The sequence below is a fragment of the Aurantibacter sp. genome (assembly GCF_039941195.1).
GTDB lineage: Bacteria > Bacteroidota > Bacteroidia > Flavobacteriales > Flavobacteriaceae > Aurantibacter_A.
In genome coordinates this window covers 39,708-59,054 of sequence record NZ_JBDVFA010000098.1, presented here as the reverse complement: position 1 = coordinate 59,054, position 19,347 = coordinate 39,708, and the positions used below count along the sequence as shown (strand labels likewise).

Below are 19,347 nucleotides of genomic sequence, written 5' to 3'. Positions count from 1 at the left end.
AAATGAACTGTTTCTGAGACGGAATTGTAAGGTAATACTCAGCATTAATAAATTAAGCCATGCTAAACCTTGAACTATTTTTTGTCAGGATTTATACTTTTATTCCCAAATCAAAATTTTGTGACTATTTGTGAATGTCTTTATCTAAATCTAAAAGAGGATTTAGGGTTAATTCAATTATGAATTTGAAGAAATCAAAAAACTAGATCATTCCACCAAAAAATACGTGACATGCAATAAAAGCCAATACAGAAAGTATGATGCCTATGAGAAAAACATCAAAAGACTTTCGTAAAAGCCTGTGTTTTCTAGTAATAGATTTTCCAAGGTAAAAAGTGTCAGTTGCAATTGATTTATATAAATCATCACCTTTGTAAATTAAATCGGTTAATTGGTTAGTGTATTCCTTTTCCTCCATATCTTGAAAATTTCCAAAGTACAATAAATTGTCACTATTATTATTTCCGTGCTTAATTTCCGGTCTCGTTGCTAATACTGCAAATGTTATTGAAATTAAATTAGTAAAAAGCATCATTACTGCAGGAAAAATTAAATGTGGATCTTTGTCTAATTGGCTTAAAACACCACCAAGAATTATAGATAGAATTAAGGCGTTAATGGATATTAAAATATTTGATTTTCTATCAATCATTACATTTAGAGTGTAGTGATTTTTCGAAACCAAACGGAAGAGAGTTTCGGCACCGCGTTCAGAACGCGGTTCGATTTTCGCTAACTTTTTCTTTAATGATTTTAATTTGTCCTTATCAATATTCAATTTGTCTAATAGGTATTCATCAATTCGTTTTTCCGTTTTCTTATCACTCATTACATGGAATTAAAGGTTTTCAAAATGTCGTATTATAAGACACTATATTTTTCAATACTTTCATTAAAAAAGTTCTTGGCTTTAGTTTCGTCTACATCTTTCATGTTTAGCACAGCACCCTTAAATCCTTCGTTCATCCAATTGCCGATAGTAAGAGGTTCAAATTTAGAGATGTCAATTCCATCATGCCCTTTGTAGCCTGCGGTATATAGATAAAAATCATTAATCATATTGTCTGGTATAGCCATGCCACAGCCTACACTTATATTGTTGTCAGAATTAAAACTTTCATAACCCCCAGTATCAAAATGATGAGGCCAAATGCGAAAGGTGGTTTTCATTTTCATTTTGTCTACAACATCCTCCAATACGTGCTGCGCAATTGTTCTATAGCTCAGCATTTTGTTTAATTCGTTTACTTGAGGTTTCGAAAAAATAAAACCATCCGTTATTTTTTCATAAGGTAGTTCATAATGTAAATTGTATTTATAAGATTTATTAGGGGATAAATTTTTGGTAATCTCAGTTATCCACTTTATAATTTCATCATGAGTTTTTCCATCGAGATTTAAGGTCGTCTCGATAGTCTGTTTGTTTATCCAATGCAACGAAAAGAGTTGGTAATCCAGTGCTAATTTACCGCCCTTTTCATTTAAGGGCCAGGTTTCTAAAAATCCATTTTTAGTATCGAATCCCAAATTGGTATGACTGTCGTCATCTTTTTCATCCAAAAAACTAATTCCTGCAGCGGCCAAATATTGGGCAGCTAAGTGTATCATTTTAGTCATTATTTAATTTTAATTTGGGTTAATTCCTGCATAATTTATTCCAGTAAGTCTGTGTGTATTATGGTCAAATGTAGACAGGTCGTCAAAATTGAATTTAGATATATTGTCGTGACCGCAAGCTCTTGCAATTACTTTGATAAGGTTGTTTGTGGCGTCGAAATAGTTATGTAATTGTTTGGCTGAAGAATCAATTATTAATCTGCTTCTCAATGATTCTTTTTGTGTAGCAATACCAACAGGACAATTGTTACTTCCACAGGCACGCATTCCTAAACAGCCAATGGCTTGTAGCGCCGAATTTGAAACTGCAATAGCATCTGCGCCAAGCATTAATGCTTTTCCAAAATCCTCAGCGATACGAAGTCCGCCTGTAATTACAAGGGTTACATCTGTTGCGCCAACTTTATCTAAATATTTACGTGCTCTTGCTAAGGCCGGAATAGTGGGAACATTAATGTTATCCCTTAAAATGGTTGGTGCAGAACCTGTTCCACCACCTCTGCCATCAAGAATGATATAATCTACACCAACATCCAATGCAAATTGAATATCCTTTTCAATATGACTAGCTGCAATTTTAAATCCGATAGGAATTCCACCTGTACGTTCTCGTACCTTATCAGCGAATACTTTAAAATCTTTAGCGGTATGAAAGTTCGGGTTTGCTGCTGGTGAAATAGCAGTTTCACCTTCTTTTAATCCTCTAACTTCAGCGATTTCTTTACTTACTTTAGCGCCAGGTAAATGCCCGCCAGTTCCTGTTTTTGCACCTTGGCCACCTTTAAAATGAAAGGCTTGAACCTTATCTAATTTATCCCATGAAAAACCAAACTGAGCCGAGGCAAGTTCGTAAAAGTATTTACTGTTACTTTCTTGTTCTTGAGGAAGCATTCCGCCTTCACCGGAACAGATACCAGTTCCAGCAAGTTCAGCTCCTTTTGATAATGCAATTTTTGCTTCACGGGATAGGGCGCCAAAACTCATATCACTTACAAATAAAGGAATATCAAGAGTTAATGGCTTTTTAGCATTCGGACCTATCACAATTTTTGTGGCTACCTCATCCTCGTCTAAAAGTGGCCTGCTTGCTAATTGTGCTGGTAAAAATTGAATATCACTCCATTTTGGCAACGTATTTCGGTCTACTCCCATAGACGAAGAAAATCCATGATGGCCTATGTTCTTGAGTCCGTTTTTTGCCAGTTCCTTGATGTAACCTGTATATGGTTCAGTATCTTCAGGATGCGTATCTGCATATGCACCCAGATATTCGTCCCGATTAAAAGGTTGTGCATTATCTGTTAAATAGGCATCTATTTCCGCTTCATCTACTAACAAAGCATCACCTTCAATTTTGGTCGTAAATTTATGAAGTACCTCGTTGTTATTATATTCTGAGACACCCGTATCATAGCGATAATCCCAACCGTGCACACCACAAATAAGATTGTGTCCGTCGATATGTCCGTCTGACATCAAGGCACCTCGGTGAAGACATCTACCATATAGCACAGATATGTCTTCATCAAATTTAACAATGACCAGATCTAACCCATTGACTAAAGCGTGGGCAGGTTTTTTATTTTCTAGTGTATTAAGTTTTGTTATTTCTATTGGTTTTTTCATGTAATCTTATTTGGTTGATATTGAGTTATTAGAGTATCTTTTTAACATAAGAAAATTCTTTAATTGATTATGTGCTAATTAGAAATGAGAAATTCAATTTTTATAAGTTTCGATTTAGGTTTAAGTCAAATTCACGTTGTTAATACAATCGTATGATATCAGAATATCTAAACATATTATCTGGAATTAATCCGAGGCTTTTTTCTCTGTAAAGTTCATTCGGTACGCTAATATCACCAACGTATAATTCGCCGACTATGGTTTTGAAATCCTCAACAAAAAGTCCCTTTTTTGGCATTGCCAAAGTCAGGGTTGCGTTTGCCTTTATAATTGTATCATAGCGCGTTCCACTAGTCAAATCTAATCCAGTAGGAGTGTCTAGAGCTACTATCGGAACTTTTTGTGTGTTTGCCCAATGTATCATCTCAGCGGCTAAACCTCGCGGATTTCCCTTTAAACTGTAACCGATGATTCCGTCAAGTACAACATCAGGAGTGTCAATTGTTTTAATTTTATCCGCTAATTGAATTGAAACGCCCATCCGTTTTAAAATTTTATATTGATGAAATGGAATAGGGGTGAATTTTTCTTCTTCAGCTGTAACTAACACCTTTACATTTGCTCCCCAATTATGTAATCGTCGTGCTGCCACTAATGCACCTCCACCATTACCGCCGGTTCCGGCCAATACTACAATATTCTTTCCTTCTACATCTCCATTGAAGAATCGCTCTTTTGCGAGGATTGCTAAACAGCGTCCGGCGTTTTCCATCATTTGAATTAATTCAATGTGGTACTCTTCTATCATCAACCGGTCCACTTCAATCATTTGAGAAGTGCTTATATTTAAATAATCACTGTGAATTTTTTTGATATAGCTACTCATTGTAAATGGTTTATGATGGTTTTGTTATTTTAAATAACACGAGTTTAGTCGTAAGAACAGAGATTCCTTAATTAGAATTGAATTCTACTTTAGTGATTCGGGTATTAAGGCCTAAATTCTGAAGCGAAAAAGTGAATGCCTATCCATTACATTTTGAATAAAATTGCTTGTAGTAGAATTCCATAAAAAATGGGCCCAGGAGATGTGGTTTCCTATTTAAAATGAAACTTCGTATTTAGAATTTTTATTAGATTAGCCGAAATATTTTTTCTACTATATGAAAGCATTTATATTCAGCGCCAAATTTTTAATATTAGTCTTTACCGTTCTTCCTCTCTCACTTTGCTCAAAAGATGATGACACAGAATTGGAAACACCTTTGAATATCGAAGAAACTGCTCAATTGGTAGAGTTAAATACAATACGCTCGATGTCGCCTCATAATTCTTGTATGGGTTTTCAATGGAATGATGAAGCATATCCCAATGTTAATCTTGCCCTTGGAATATCTGGTGACTCGCAATTATTTGGAGAGCTAGGAGCGAGCGATGCTGACGCTGAAATACATATTTTGAGGATGGAAATTGCACGAAAAAAATCGATAGATGAAAATTTGAAAAAATATTCTTCTATTAACTATAAAAAGGGATGGCAATATGATGTCTTAGATGCCGTATTGGTAAATACTGATTATAATATCACTAAAAAAGGAGGAGGAACTTTGTTTATATCCCAAGATGAAAAATACAAAATAGAGAGTTATCCATTTGGCAATAGGTATATTTCAGGTTTTGCGTTTTCATCAGCAGGATTATTCAGAACTGGCGATAATGGACTGGATTTGAATTCATCTTTAACAGGTAATATTTACTATACAGAAGATGATATATTCTCATATGATGAAGAAACTAATATTCCTATGTATAAATTCGTTGATTATCGAATGCTCTTACATTTAAGGTACTTAGTCCGAAATGGAGCAAGAAATGTTAGTTTAAATGGAATCAAAGAAGATGGTAGTAAGGTGTCTTTTACTTTTGACGCTGATTCTGACTTATTAGCACTTTCAGAGGAGTTTGAATCAAATGAAATAGAAACCATATTTTTTAATGCTGATACAGATATTAGAATAGATTACTTTAATGGGATAATATATTCTAGTGAAGTAGAAGATGGTATTCATAGAATTAAATATAAATTTGGAGAGTCAATTCCCGAATAGGTTATTAGTTTGGAGAATATCCCAATTTTTCGGCCTGCCTTTTTTTATTTCAAAACATCGGTGAGATATTTTTTTGTTGCTTATCCCTTTTAATAAACTAAATAAAAGGTTATTTGTAGTTGCAGTACATGGGTAATTAGTTTATGTTTATTAAATTGTTGCTATGAAGAAAACCACCTTTGTGTTAGCAGTAATTTTAAGTTTAGTTGCCTTTGTGAATTCTTGCAGAGAAAATAAGGAACAGCAAAAAGAGACGGTTGCTGAAGGAAATAACTATACTAAGCCAAATATCATTTATATTCTTGCAGATGACCTCGGTTATGGCGATTTAAGTATCTACGGTCAAAAAAAGTTTAGTACACCTAACATTGATAGGCTTGCCAATTCAGGAATGTTATTTACTCAACACTATTCAGGTAGCACTGTATGTGCGCCATCGCGGTCTGCATTGTTAACGGGCATGCATACTGGGCATACTGTAGTTAGAGGTAATAAAGAAATACAACCCGAAGGGCAATACCCTATTCCAGATAACACTTATACTATGGCAGAGGCTATGAAAAAAGCTGGATATGCAACAGGTGCTTTTGGAAAATGGGGCTTGGGTTTCCCTGGGTCAGAAGGTGACCCGATGAAGCAGGGTTTTGATACTTTTTACGGATATAATTGTCAACGTTTAGGTCATAATTATTATCCATATCATTTATGGTCTAATAATGATTCGATAGTACTTTCAGAAAATTTTGATAAAAATGATGGACAGTATGCTCCAGAACTTATACATGAAGAAGTACTAAAGTTTATTGATAAAAATAAGAATACCCCCTTCTTTTTATATGTTCCATCGATTATTCCTCATGCAGAATTGGCAGCTCCTGAAGAATATATCGCTAAATACAGAGCTAAGTTTTCACCTGACAAAATGTATGAAGGAGAAGATGATGGGCCTGAATTTAATTTAGGGCCATATCGATCACAAAAAGAAACGCATGCTACTTTCGCTGCCATGGTTGATTTATTGGACAAGCAAGTAGGAGAAATAGTAGCCAAAGTTGAGGCGTTAGGATTGGCTGAAAATACTATAATAATTTTTACATCAGATAATGGACCCCATGAAGAAGGTGGTGCTGACCCTGATTTTTTTGATAGTAATGGTCCACTTAAGGGTGTAAAAAGGGATTTATATGAAGGTGGAATACGTGTGCCAATGATTGTTAGTTGGCCCGGAAAAATTAAACCAAAGACTACATCTAGTCATGCCTCAGCTTTTTGGGATGTTTTTCCAACTTTTTCTGAAATAGCTGGTCTAGAAACACCAGATAATTTAGATGGAATTTCATTTTTACCAACATTACTCGGTGATGATAAAAATCAGAAAAAACATGCGTATTTGTACTGGGAGTTTCATGAAAGAGGAGGTAGACAAGCAATAAGAAAAGGAAATTGGAAAGCGGTTAAATATAATGTTTTTGACAAAGAAAATTCTAAAATAGAGCTCTATGACCTTTTGAGTGATATTGGTGAAACTAATAATTTAGCTAATGAAAATCCAGATATCGTTAGTGAAATGGCATCTATTTTACAAGAAGCGAGAACGCAATCGGATGTGTTTACTTTTGATCAAGGAACCTATTTAGCCAAATAATCTCAACCAAAATTAATTAATGAGAACATATAGCTTACAAATTGTATTCTTTCTATTATCGGTCACTACTTTTTTTGCTCAAGAATTAAAACTAGGTTCTCCATTTCAAGAACACATGGTTCTGCAACGGGATATGCCTTTGAATATTTGGGGTGAAGCTAAACCTGATGCGATGATTTCGGTTTTTATAGACGGTGTTTCAGTAAAAACTCAAACTAATTCTAAAGGAGAATGGCAAGTTGTAATTCCGTCACAAAAAGCAGGTGGACCTTATTCTTTTAAGGTTGAATCCGAAACTGATTCTATAGTATTTAATGATGTGATGGTTGGCGAAGTTTGGATATGTTTTGGGCAATCTAATATGCAAATGGGCTATAATAATATTCCAGATATCAAAGCATTAGAAGCAGTAGCTAAGAATATTCGAACTTTACAGGTTGAGCGAACAGTATCTTTTGATGAACAAAAGTATGTAAACGGGGAGTGGAAAATTGAAAATCCCGCTAGCGCAGTAGCCTTTTCTTTTGCTCATTTTTTACAGGAGTCTGCTGATGTTCCTGTCGGTATAATTTTAACCTCTTGGGGTAGTTCGTCCATTGAAGGTTGGATGCCAAGGGCAATGACGAAACAATTGCCGCACTTCAATTCAATAATGAACGATTTTGATGCAGACACAGCAAAGCAAAAAAGAATAGTAGAAATATTAGCTAAAGGAAAAGAAAGGACAACTAAAGAAGATATTTTTTTACGTACGCAACCAAATATTATCTTCAATAGTATGCTAAATCCATTAATCCCAATTTCTTGTCGAGGGTTAGTTTGGTATCAGGGGGAAGCCAATACCAAATCAATTGAAGCAATGTTGCAATATGGAGAATCACTTCCACTTTGGGTGAAACATCTTCGAAAATTATGGGAGAATAAGGAGTTACAAATTATGGGAATTACATTGCCTGGTTTTGTAGGGAATAAGAAGAATAAAAATAACCCAAGTGCTGAAAAACCGGATGACCTTTCTTGGGCCTGGTTTCGAGAATCGCAATATAAACTTTTGGAGCTTTCGAATGCCGAAATGATTACAACAATAGATTTGGGTGAAGCTCATGATATTCATCCTAAGGATAAATTGCCTATCGGAAAAAGATTAGCGCTTATGGCTGAAAAGACGTTTATTAATAAAGATATTACTGCTGAGGGACCTAAATTAAATGATGTAATTATTTCTAGTAAATCTATTACGATAATGTATGAAAATGCTAAAGGTTTAAAAACTAATGATGGAAATTCCCCCTTGGCTTTTTGGTTAGCAAACGATACAAAAGAGTGGCATAAAGCTGATGCCAAGATTAATGGAGAAACGATAGTATTAACTAGCTCAAAAGTAAAACATCCACTATATGTTAGATATGCTTTTTCGGCAAAACCAGAAGTTAATTTGGTAAATGAAGCGGATTTGCCTGCTCAACCATTTAGAACGGATAGTTTTAAACCAGTGCCTTGAAATAATAAAATTTCTGAAAAATTTATTTTTTACACACTTAAATTACGAATCAATAAAATTCTACCTGCTTTTTACACCTAAAATCATTTAAATTCTCAATTGATGCAAAAATAGTATCACATTTGGTTTATTAATAGGTGGCATTCATCTTTTCGATAATATAGATTTGTTTGTTGTAGAATTGATTCATTAATCATTAGCAGTTTTAATAAATACTTGTTTAGTACTTCTATATTTAAACTTAGTATTCGCCTCCTATAGCTGAAATGGTGAAGGTGAATATTAGTAAGGAAACTGCACATAGAAATTATTGAATCAATACACCAAATTTTGATAATGAGAATGTTAAAAAAGATACTCGTATTTACATTTATTATGCTAGCTGCTTTTCTAAAGGCACAAGATGATGAGCCTAAAGGCATGGATGAAATGTGGGGTAATCAAAAAAAGCAAGGGACAAGTGCTCCTGAATCTCGAACAGCACTTTTTGATAATGGAAATTATGCCATGTTTATTCATTGGGGGTTGTATTCTAATATTGGAAATAAATGGAAAGACTCTACTTATTATGGAATAAGTGAATGGATAATGAACCCAAGGAGAGCAGGAATTCCAGTTAAAGAATATAAGGCAGAAGCTAAGAATTTTGACCCTGTAAACTTTGACGCCAAAGCAATTGCGCAATTAGCAAAAAATGCTGGCATGAAATACATTGTGATTACAAGTAAACATCATGACGGTTTTGCTATGTACAACTCAAAAAGCAACGATTTTAATATCGTAAAAGCAACCCTTTTTACTAGGGATCCCATGAAGGAATTGGCAAAAGCCTGTAAAGATTTAGGTTTGGGGTTTGGGTTTTATTATTCCCACAATCAAGATTGGACATTCCCTGGAGGAAATGGAGGGCCTAAAATAAATGAAAAAGGAAAAGAAGTAGGTTTTGACTATTACTTCAAAAAGAAATGCTTACCTCAAGTGAAAGAAATTGTTACAGAATACGGAGATATTGCAATGGTGTGGTTCGACACTCCTGGTGATATGGAAAAAAAGTATGTAGAAGAATTGGTGCAGGTAGTACGTAAACATCAACCAAATGCTATGATCTCAGGTCGTGCTGGTCATGGTTTGGGTGATTATCAGTCATTAGGAGATATGAATATACCTCTTAAAAATATTGATGGATTATGGGAAACTGTAGATGTTACTAACGATTCTTGGGGTTATGCCTGGTATGATCAAAATTGGAAAAGCCCAAAACGGATATTGAAAAGTGTTATTTCTACGGTAGCTCGTGGTGGTACGTATATGTTAAATGTAGGTCCAGCACCAAATGGTACTGTACCCAATGAAGCAGTGAAATCTCTTGAAGCTACTGGAGAATGGATTAACAGATATCCACAGGTAATATATAATGCAGGTGCTTCACCATGGGGGCATGCTCTGCCATGGGGTGATGTGACGATTTCGAAAGATGATAAATTAAATTTATGTGTTTATAAATGGCCATTGGATGGTAAATTATGGTTGCCAGGGTTAAAAAATAATATCACTACTGCTAATTTGATAGTTAATGGTGATAAATTGAAATTAGAGACTGATAATAGTAATTGGGTAAGTATAAGTTTGCCAGTAAAAAGACCAGAACAATCGGTTTCAGTTATTGAGGTTACTGTTGATGGCGTATTAGATGTTTCACCTTCAAATTATATAGATCCAGTATTTTCTACAGCATTAGCAGTAGATTTTGCAAGTGCAAAAGAATGCACTATTGCTGAAAAAAAATGGATGGAAAAATTTGGAGAATGGAAACATATAGAGCAAGCTCAAAATTGGACAAACAAAAGCGAAGTCACCTGGGATATAGAAATAAAAGATTCAGGAAGTTATCAAATAGATTTAAATTATACTGGTGAAGGTCGATTGGTATGGAATATTAAATCGGATGAAGGTGAAGTCGTGCAAAATGAACAAAATTCATCAAGTGTTTACCAATATTACGAAATGGGCCTTCTTAAATTTAAGAAGTCAGGAAATCACTCTTTAACAATAACTCTTGTAAATGGAAATAGCAAAAGTGCAAGTCTAAAAGAATTAAGACTTACCCCCGAAATTAGTATGGAGTAGGTTGAGTTTCATTATTGCTTATTAATACCATTATGAAAATTAGTAGTGTAAAAAACAGATTCTTATTTCCAATAGCGATTCTTTTGCTGTTAGTTTCTTGCCGGGAAAAACAAACAAAATTAGCACCGACAAGTGATGAAGTAGCTGAAAAAGTTTTACCTAATATTATATTTATTTTCGCAGATGATTGGGGTTATACAGATTTAGGAATTCACGGTAGTACCTTTTGTAAAACGCCTAACCTTGATCAAATGGCGGCTGAGGGTATAGATTTTCAAAATTTCTCTGTTGTAAATCCGGTGTGTTCTCCAAGTAGAGTAGCAGTTATAACCGGTCAATTTCCAGCTCGCCATAGTGTACATGGTCATTTTGCTTCAGTTGAGTCGCATGTAAAAAGAAATATGCCAGACTGGTTAAATCCACAAGCACCTATGCTTCCTAGAATGTTGAAAGAAGCCGGATACTCAACTGCACATTATGGTAAATGGCATTTGTCTAATACACATGTTAAAGATGGACCTTCTCCTTTAGCATATGGATATGACGATTATGGTGCGTTTAATCTACCAAGTAGTTTACATCAAACGCAAGCCGATTCTACCTTGTATAAAACTATTGAGTTTGTAAAGAAAAATAAAGAAAAGCCATTTTTTGTAAATGCATGGATTCATGCAACACATACACCACATTATCCTAAAGAAAAGTATCTAAAGCAGTTTTCACATTTAAACGAGCAACAACAAGTATATGCAGCAGTTATTGCGGAGTATGACGCACGTATTGGAGAATTGTTTAAAACTTTAAAAGATCTGGGTATTGATGAAAATACGTTAGTTGTTTTTTCATCTGATAATGGACCAGAAATTACTGGAAAAGCAAAAATTACAGAAGATAACTCAACGGGCCCTGGTATGGGAACGTACTATTCAGTTGGCGAGGCTAATGGATTAAAAGGACGTAAACGTTCTCTTTTTGCTGGAGGTGTGCGCATCCCTTTTTTAGTGCGATGGCCAGGTAAAACACCAATGGGAGTAGTGAATAAAACAACTGAACTTGCTGCTGTAGATTTATTACCTACATTTTTAGAGCTTGCTCAAACCAATTTACCTCGGGACTATAAATCGGATGGAATGAGCATTGTGTCAGCCATTTTAGGAAATGAAATGGATAGAAATAAACCTATTTTTTGGGATTGGCGTTTTTCTAGTAGCCTACCAAATTTTTGGCCTAGCGCCGCGGTTCAAGAAAACAATTGGAAACTTCTAACCAATAGTGAAATGGGTAGAACTGAATTGTACAACCTATCCATAGATTGGGCTGAAGAATACGATATAACAAAAGAGAATCCGGAAAAAGTAGCTGAACTTTTAAATAAAATTAAAGAATTTCAAAAAACATTACCTGAAAATCCACCAGCGAATAGTTTTTCAGAAATGAGAAATAATCTCAAGCCATGATATTGTTAATTATCACAACAGAATTTAAGTAAGCCAAGAGGAAAATAGAACATTATGAAAATGCACTTCAAACATTTTATTTATATAGTATTAGTATTGTTTATAGTTTCATCTTGTAAAAACAAAGAAGAAAAGGTTGTTCAGAAAAAAAGACCAAATTTCTTGTTTGTTTTGGTTGATGATCAATCACCATTCGATTTAAAAACGTATGACCCTAAATCGATATTAGAAACCCCCAATATTTCTAAACTTGCAAACGAAGGTATGGTCTTTGAAAGTGCGCGACATATGGGGTCGTGGTTAGGTGCAGTTTGCACTCCTTCAAGACATATGATTATGACAGGTCGTACACTCTGGCATTTACCTTCACGAGGAGATTTTGTGAATCCGAACGAACCAGTTGGACTCGAAAAACAATCAATGGGTGCAGTATTTAATAATGCAGGTTATAGTACCATGCGCACTTGTAAAAAAGGAAATTCATATCCGGCCGCTAATGAACAATTTACAATTGTACATGATGCTACAAAAAGAGGAGGTACAGCCGAAACAGGTAGTGCTTGGCATGGCAAACAAGTTTTGACTTACCTCGATGAACGAGAAAGCAAGGCAGATGAAAATCCGTTTCTAATTTATTTTGGTTTTTCGCATCCACACGATGTAAGAGATGGTACGCCTGAACTTTTAGCAAAGTACGGGGCCACCAATCATACAGATACTTTAAGTCTTCCTCCTGCAAATGATAAACAACCTCCACTACAAGAAAATTATTTAGAGGCACATCCTTTTTTTCATGGGCATCCTACCTTACGAGATGAAGAAAGGGTAAGTGGCGTATGGAAAAATAGAGACGAACAAACTGTACGAAATGAGTTAGGTAGAGAGTATGCTTGTTCAGAAAATATAGATATTCAGTTGGGCAAGGTTCTTAAAAAATTAGAAGCCATGGGTGAGTTAGACAACACTTATATTATTTATACTGCTGATCATGGAATGTCTATTGGTAGACATGGTTTAATGGGGAAACAAAATTTGTATGAGCATACTTGGCGTGTTCCATTTATAATTAATGGACCTGGTATTGAAGCTGGCAAAAGAGTGGAGGGTAATATTTATTTGCTAGATATTTTACCAACACTTGTTGATTTGGCTGATATTGAATTGCCGAATACTGTTGAAGGAACTAGTTTTAAACCTATTATTGATGGGGAGAAAGATGAAATTCGAGAGGTTATGTACGGCGTCTATTGTGGCGGCACAAAACCTGGAATGCGTACGGTTAAAAAAGGAGATTGGAAACTTATTAAATATGATATGATGGACGGTGCTGTTCGTGAAACACAACTTTTTAACTTGGCAGAAAATCCTCACGAGTATGTAAAAGAACATCAAAAAGAATCGGAGTTGCAAACTAATTTAGCTAACAATCCAAAATTTGGCGAGAAACTGGCCGAAATGGAAGCATTATTATTATCGGAAATGGAATCGCATGACGACCCTTATCGACTTTGGAATCAATCGAAATAAATCAATTTTTAAGAATATGAGACTTATATGCAAATTGTGTTTACCGCTGTTATTTGTTTTTTCTACATCAATATATGGTGCGGAAGACATTTTTATTTCTGTTTTAGGAAATGATAAGAATAATGGCACTAAATCTGCTCCGTTTGCTTCTTTTGATAGAGCTGTAAAGGAGTTGGTAAAATATGCTGGTAACGAAGCGGTTACCGTGTGGTTTACTGAAGGCACTTATTATTTAGATGAGACTATTCTTTTGGATTCCAGTGTGTCGGGTACTGAAAAATATCCAATAGTTTTTTCTAATATGGCCGGTGCCGAAGTAATCATAAAAGGTTCTAAGCTTTTAGAAAAATTACGATGGAAAAAGTATAACGAACACATTTATGTTACTAAAGTTCCAACTAATTTAAGTTTTGATCAACTTTTTATTAATGGAAAAAGACAGGTGCGTGCGCGTTTTCCAGATTATGATTACGAAAACCCATTGCGTGGTGGTAGGGGTTATTTACAAGTTGCGGATGGCACAAATCGTAGATACGATAAATGGATTACCATAAAAGAGGAGGATATTAAAAATAAAGATTGGAAGCATCCTGAAACTGGTATTCTTCATGCTTTTCAAAGTCATAATTGGGGTAATATGCAATACCGAATAAAAGACTATAATGCATTAGATAATAAAATATATTTAGGTCAAGGTGGTTGGCAATTACAGCGGGCATATGGTGTAGGTGGAAAAGGAGTACATGCGTCATGGTTCTTCATTGAGAATATTTTTGAAGAATTAACGGTTGCTGGTGAGTGGTTCTTAGATGAAAAGGAACAATTACTTTATTATAATCCAGAAAATGGTGTCGATTTGAGTACTGCTTTAGTGGAAGTTCCGGTGCTAAAAGATTTAATCCAAATAAAGGGTAGTCAAAAAAATCCAGTAAAGCATATTACAATTAAAGGAATTGATTTTACACAAAGTGCTGCTACCTTTATGGAAACTTATGAGCCGGTAGCTCGTGGCGATTGGGCTATTCATCGAGGTGGAGCAATTTATTTAGAAGGTGCCGAAGATTGTATTATAACTGATGCTAATTTTGAATATTTGGGAGGCAATGGGGTGTTCATGAGTTCTTATAATCGTAATAATTCTGTATCTAATTCTCGCTTTTATCATATTGGCGAAAGTGCAGTAGCTCTTGTTGGTTCACCAGATGCAGTTCGTTTTTATCAAACTTGGGATGATAAAGAAATTCTTGGAAAGGACTGGTTAGAAATGAGAAAAAATATGGACTTAAAGCCAGGTCCAAAATCTCCAAATTATCCAAAATCTTGTGTAATTGAAAATAATATTATGTACGATTTTGGTGATTATGGTAAACAAGTAGCTGGAGTTTATATTTCCATGAGTCATAAAATCACAGTAGCACATAATACAATATATAATTGCCCAAGAGCTGCTATATGTATTAATGATGGAACATGGGGCGGGCATATTATAGAATATAATGATATCTGGGAAACAGTACGCGAAACTGGTGAGCATGGTCCTTTTAATTCCTGGGGTCGCGAACGACAATGGTTAGGTGCTGGAGGTAATGCTGATACAGATTTTATTAAAAAATATGTAAAGTTAGATGCTATTGACCCTGTAATTATTAGGAATAATAGGATTGCTAATCATAGACAGTCTATAAGTGCAGGAAATTGGACAATTGATTTAGACGATGGATCAAGCAATTATGAAATTTATAATAATTTAAATCTTGGTTCTTCTATAAAATTGAGAGATGGTATGTATCGTAAAGTGTTTAATAATATTACGGTAAGTGCGGTTCCTTTAGGATGGCATGTTTGGCCAAAGGCATCAGAAGATGAGGTGTTTCAAAATATTTTTGTTATAACAGGTAAGGTGCCAGGTGAAGAAGCACCAACTAACATTTTTATACGGCCTATTTCAATGACAGACCAATCGAATTGGAGCAATAATTATGATTATAATTTATACTGGAATGTAAACTACCCTGAGAATAACCAGATAAGTAATGAAAATAATTTTGAACAATGGAAAGCTTCAGGATATGATTTAAATTCTAAAATTGATAACCCCTTGTTCGTAAACCCTGAAAATGGTGATTATAGTGTTGCAGATAATTCACCAGCGCTACAGTTGGGGTTTAAAAATTTTGCAATGGATAATTTTGGTCATCAAATGACGAGAGCCATTCCATTTGGAAGCGAATTTGAAAATGAAATAGAAATTAAACTTATATCAGATAGTAGATTAGGAGAGAACGGCAGTATTCGATATACCACCGATGGCTCGGAACCTACAATTAAATCAAGAATTTACTCGCACCCGTTAAAGTTCCAAAAGTCGGTGATACTAAAATTTCGTAATTTCAATACAGATGGAAGTGCAATAGGGTTTGTAAATTCTCAAGAATATAAAAAGGTTAGCAAGAAATCGTATCCTAGCTGGTTAGGAACTTTGCTTTCAGGGAAATATGAAGGCCTAAAGGAAATTATTGATAAGAAGCCTATTAATGTGGTTGAAGTGTATGGTGCTTCTATAATTAATATTGCAGATGACCCTGATTTAATTGATGCTTCGGGAGGATATAATACAGGATGTTTTATTAAATCAATAGATCCAAAATTTGGTGTTAATTGGGTGAATTCTGGATTGGTAAACGGATGGGTTATTCAAGCGGTAAATGATGAAAAGGTTGCCGATACTACTAGTTTAATAAGTCAATTAAATAAATATAAAGGGAGTACAGTGAAAATACGAGCAGTTCGTAATTACCAGGAAAAAGTATTTAGACTTGCTATAGCTGTACAATAGAATAGGGAATACGAATTTAAATATTTGTGTATGAAACTTCATTTATTAAATAGATCAAGCATTGTTAACGAATCGTTTCGCGTTTCACATAATCGATTTGCAAACTTTTTGCGAGTATGGCATTATCATCCGGAATTTGAACTTGTTTTAATTTTACAAAGTACTGGAACTCGATTTGTTGGAGATAGTATTACAAAGTTTAAAGAAGGAGAATTAGTTCTTATTGGAAAAGATGTTCCACATATGTGGTTGAATGATGAAGTGTATTTTGAAGAAAATAGTGAAATGCAAGCCGAAGCAATTGCAATTCATTTTAAAGAAGATTTTTTAGGGAAAGATTTTTTTGACATACCTGAGATGAAAATAATCGCTAATTTCTTAAATCAAGCAAGTCGCGGAATAAAGTTTACAAATATTGATGCTTCAATACTTAATGAGATTATTAATTTAGTAGGGCATAATTCCACAACCAGAGTTTTTAAGCTAATTGAAATTTTGTTTCTACTATCAAAGCATTCGGAATATGAGTTTTTATCGAGTAGTAGTTTTGTAAGTGCTTTTCATAAAACCGAAAATAGAAGATTAGACAAAATTTATGAGTTTGTTTTTGAAAATTTCAATAGCCCAATTAGTTCTAGTGATGTCGCTGAAATAGCTGATATGAATAAGTCCGCTTTTAGCCGGTTTTTTAAGAAGACACATAGAAAATCATTTACAACCTACTTAAATGAAATTAGAGTGGGTTACGCGTGTAAATTGCTATTAGAGAATAAAGAAAGTATTACAACGATTGCATACATGTGCGGATTCAATAATATCTCAAATTTTAATAGACAATTTAAAACCATACATGGGGCATCACCTTCTTCATATTTAAAGAATCATAGATCAAAATAAAGTCTGTAATAAGTTAAAATCCATCAAAATGTCAACCAACATTATTTTTAAAAAGTATTTCCTTTTATTCTTTTTATCTGTTTTTATTACCATAGGCTATGCGCAAAAAACCTCTAAAACTAAACCAAATATAATTGTAGTTATTACGGATGATCAAGGTATGGGTGATTTGGGTTGTTATGGTAATCCGATTATAAAAACACCTAACATAGATAATTTTTATAAAGATGCTGTTCGGTTTACCAATTATCATGTATCAACAACTTGTGCGCCGAGCAGAGGTGCTATCATGACCGGCCGACATACTAACAGATTAAATGTTTTTCACACCATCGCAGGACGCTCTCTTTTATTAGCTGATGAAGTTTTATTACCACAGATATTTGCACAAAATGGTTATACCAATGGAATGTTTGGTAAATGGCATTTGGGTGATAATTATCCTTTTAGACCAGAAGATAGAGGTTTTCATGAAGTAGTAAGACATGGAGGTGGCGGTATAACCCAAGGACCAGATTTTTGGGGGAATGATTATTTTGACGATACCTATTGGCATAATGGTGAAACTGAAGAATATAAGGGATACTGTACTGATGTATTCTTTTCTGAAGCTTTAAATTTTATTGAATCAAATAAGGACAAACCATTTTTCTGTTACATCGCAACTAATGCACCACATGGGCCACTAAATGTACCTGAGAAGTATATGAATCTATATAAAGGAGTTAAAGGTCTTGAAGAACGTTATCAGCGTTTTTATGGGATGATTACCAATATCGATGATAATTTTAAACTACTTGAAGAAAAGTTAGATGCTTTGGATATTGCAGATAATACCATTTTAATCTTCACTACCGATAATGGTACAGCAGGTGGTAATAAGGTGTTTGATGCTGGATTAAGAGGTCAAAAGGGAAGTGAGTATGAAGGGGGTCATCGGGTTCCTTTATTTATTCGTTGGCCTAATGGGAAGCTTACTGGTGGTAAGGATATTGATAAATTGGTGGCACATTACGACTTGTTACCAACGTTTGTAGATTTATTGGACTTAGACCATAACGCCGTTAAGCCTTTGGATGGGAAAAGTTTAAAACCACTGCTTTATCAAGAAGCTAGTAAATGGCCAAATCGTATTTTATATATGGATACACAACGCCTACAAAATTTAGTCAAATACAGAAAGTATTCAGTAATGGATAACGACTGGAGATTGGTAAACGGAAACGAATTATACAATATAAATCTTGACCGTAGTCAAACAACTGACGTTTTTGATCAGCATCCAGAGGTGGTTGAAAAGTTAGCATTAGGTTATGAAAAATGGTGGCAATCTATTTTGGATGAAGGTGCTGATGAACGGTTTGCATTTATAAAAGTTGGTTCCCCACAAGAAAACCCTAGTAGAATATCTTCTCATGATTTAATGACAGGTAAATTTAACGGTGTATGGCATCAACATGGTGCCACGAGATCTTTACAAGCTACTGGTAGATGGAAAATTGAAGTTGTTGAAGATGGAGATTATAAAATTAGTTTATGTCGTTTTCCTAGAGAAAGTGGATTTGCAATAAATGAAACTTTTCCAGAACAGAAAAAAAGAGTGGAATTGGAACAAATTATGCCTGCAAGTACTAAATCTGACTTTGAAACTGCATATATCTACGTTGCTGACTTAGAGAAAACCGTTAAAATTGAAAAAGATCAAAAAGAAGTGTCTTTTACTACAAAAATATCGGCGGGAAAATATGATATGGAAGCACAGTTAATTGATGCTGCTAATAAAGTGCATCCTGCCTATTATGTCTACATTGAAAAACTATAGGTAACACTTATAGATTATAGGTTTAACCTTAATTTTAATCGAAAGATTGTCCTATAGCATATTCTTATTTATGGGATATTAGTGTCAAATTATGCCAAAAAATGATTTTCATTTAAAAGTTAAAAAGGAAGAAAAAAGTCTTAAAATTAGCGGCTGTCTGCACAAATAGTATCACTATTGGTTT

Annotated in this window: 13 protein-coding genes; 9 read left to right on the top strand and 4 right to left on the bottom strand. The window is 34.5% G+C overall.

The window, feature by feature from the left end; all coding sequences use genetic code 11:
- Positions 1-202 precede the first annotated feature (202 nt).
- From ABJF52_RS16670 to ABJF52_RS16655, 4 genes are all read right to left on the bottom strand, one after another.
- Entirely contained in the window at positions 203-829 is a 627-nt protein-coding gene (locus ABJF52_RS16670) for a Pycsar system effector family protein (RefSeq protein ID WP_348152852.1), read from the bottom strand.
- A gap of 32 nt (positions 830-861) precedes the next feature.
- Positions 862-1,608, bottom strand: coding sequence for a hypothetical protein (locus ABJF52_RS16665; protein ID WP_348152850.1), 747 nt, complete (start codon positions 1,606-1,608; stop codon positions 862-864).
- 18 nt (positions 1,609-1,626) lie between these two features.
- On the bottom strand, positions 1,627-3,243 hold the full coding sequence (locus ABJF52_RS16660) for a glutamate synthase-related protein (protein ID WP_348152847.1): 1,617 nt from the start codon (positions 3,241-3,243) through the stop codon (positions 1,627-1,629).
- 139 nt (positions 3,244-3,382) lie between these two features.
- Complete coding sequence (locus ABJF52_RS16655) at positions 3,383-4,129, bottom strand: NAD(P)H-hydrate epimerase (protein ID WP_348152844.1); 747 nt, start codon at positions 4,127-4,129, stop codon at positions 3,383-3,385.
- Positions 4,130-4,406: 277 nt separating this feature from the next.
- Between ABJF52_RS16655 and ABJF52_RS16650 the strand changes: the two genes are divergently transcribed.
- The 9 genes from ABJF52_RS16650 to ABJF52_RS16610 all read left to right on the top strand — a co-directional run bounded on the left by ABJF52_RS16650 (position 4,407) and on the right by ABJF52_RS16610 (position 19,163).
- A complete protein-coding gene (locus ABJF52_RS16650) occupies positions 4,407-5,351 on the top strand; it encodes a hypothetical protein (protein ID WP_348152841.1) in 945 nt (314 codons plus the stop codon).
- A 163-nt stretch (positions 5,352-5,514) separates the two neighbouring features.
- Positions 5,515-6,996 carry an arylsulfatase gene (locus tag ABJF52_RS16645; RefSeq protein ID WP_348152838.1) on the top strand — a complete coding sequence of 494 codons (1,482 nt, stop codon included), beginning with the start codon at positions 5,515-5,517 and terminating at the stop codon, positions 6,994-6,996.
- 19 nt (positions 6,997-7,015) lie between these two features.
- Entirely contained in the window at positions 7,016-8,497 is a 1,482-nt protein-coding gene (locus ABJF52_RS16640) for a sialate O-acetylesterase (RefSeq protein WP_348152835.1), read from the top strand.
- 336 nt (positions 8,498-8,833) lie between these two features.
- Complete coding sequence (locus ABJF52_RS16635; protein ID WP_348152832.1) at positions 8,834-10,624, top strand: alpha-L-fucosidase; 1,791 nt, start codon at positions 8,834-8,836, stop codon at positions 10,622-10,624.
- A 32-nt stretch (positions 10,625-10,656) separates the two neighbouring features.
- A complete protein-coding gene (locus ABJF52_RS16630; RefSeq protein WP_348152829.1) occupies positions 10,657-12,081 on the top strand; it encodes a sulfatase-like hydrolase/transferase in 1,425 nt (474 codons plus the stop codon).
- A 54-nt stretch (positions 12,082-12,135) separates the two neighbouring features.
- A complete protein-coding gene (locus ABJF52_RS16625) occupies positions 12,136-13,608 on the top strand; it encodes a sulfatase-like hydrolase/transferase (RefSeq protein ID WP_348152826.1) in 1,473 nt (490 codons plus the stop codon).
- 16 nt (positions 13,609-13,624) lie between these two features.
- Complete coding sequence (locus tag ABJF52_RS16620) at positions 13,625-16,444, top strand: chitobiase/beta-hexosaminidase C-terminal domain-containing protein (protein ID WP_348152823.1); 2,820 nt, start codon at positions 13,625-13,627, stop codon at positions 16,442-16,444.
- Positions 16,445-16,474: 30 nt separating this feature from the next.
- The gene (locus tag ABJF52_RS16615) at positions 16,475-17,341 is read left to right on the top strand and encodes an AraC family transcriptional regulator (RefSeq protein WP_348152820.1); all 867 of its coding nucleotides are present in this window, start codon (positions 16,475-16,477) and stop codon (positions 17,339-17,341) included.
- A 28-nt stretch (positions 17,342-17,369) separates the two neighbouring features.
- Positions 17,370-19,163 carry an arylsulfatase gene (locus tag ABJF52_RS16610; protein WP_348152817.1) on the top strand — a complete coding sequence of 598 codons (1,794 nt, stop codon included), beginning with the start codon at positions 17,370-17,372 and terminating at the stop codon, positions 19,161-19,163.
- Positions 19,164-19,347: the final 184 nt, after the last annotated feature.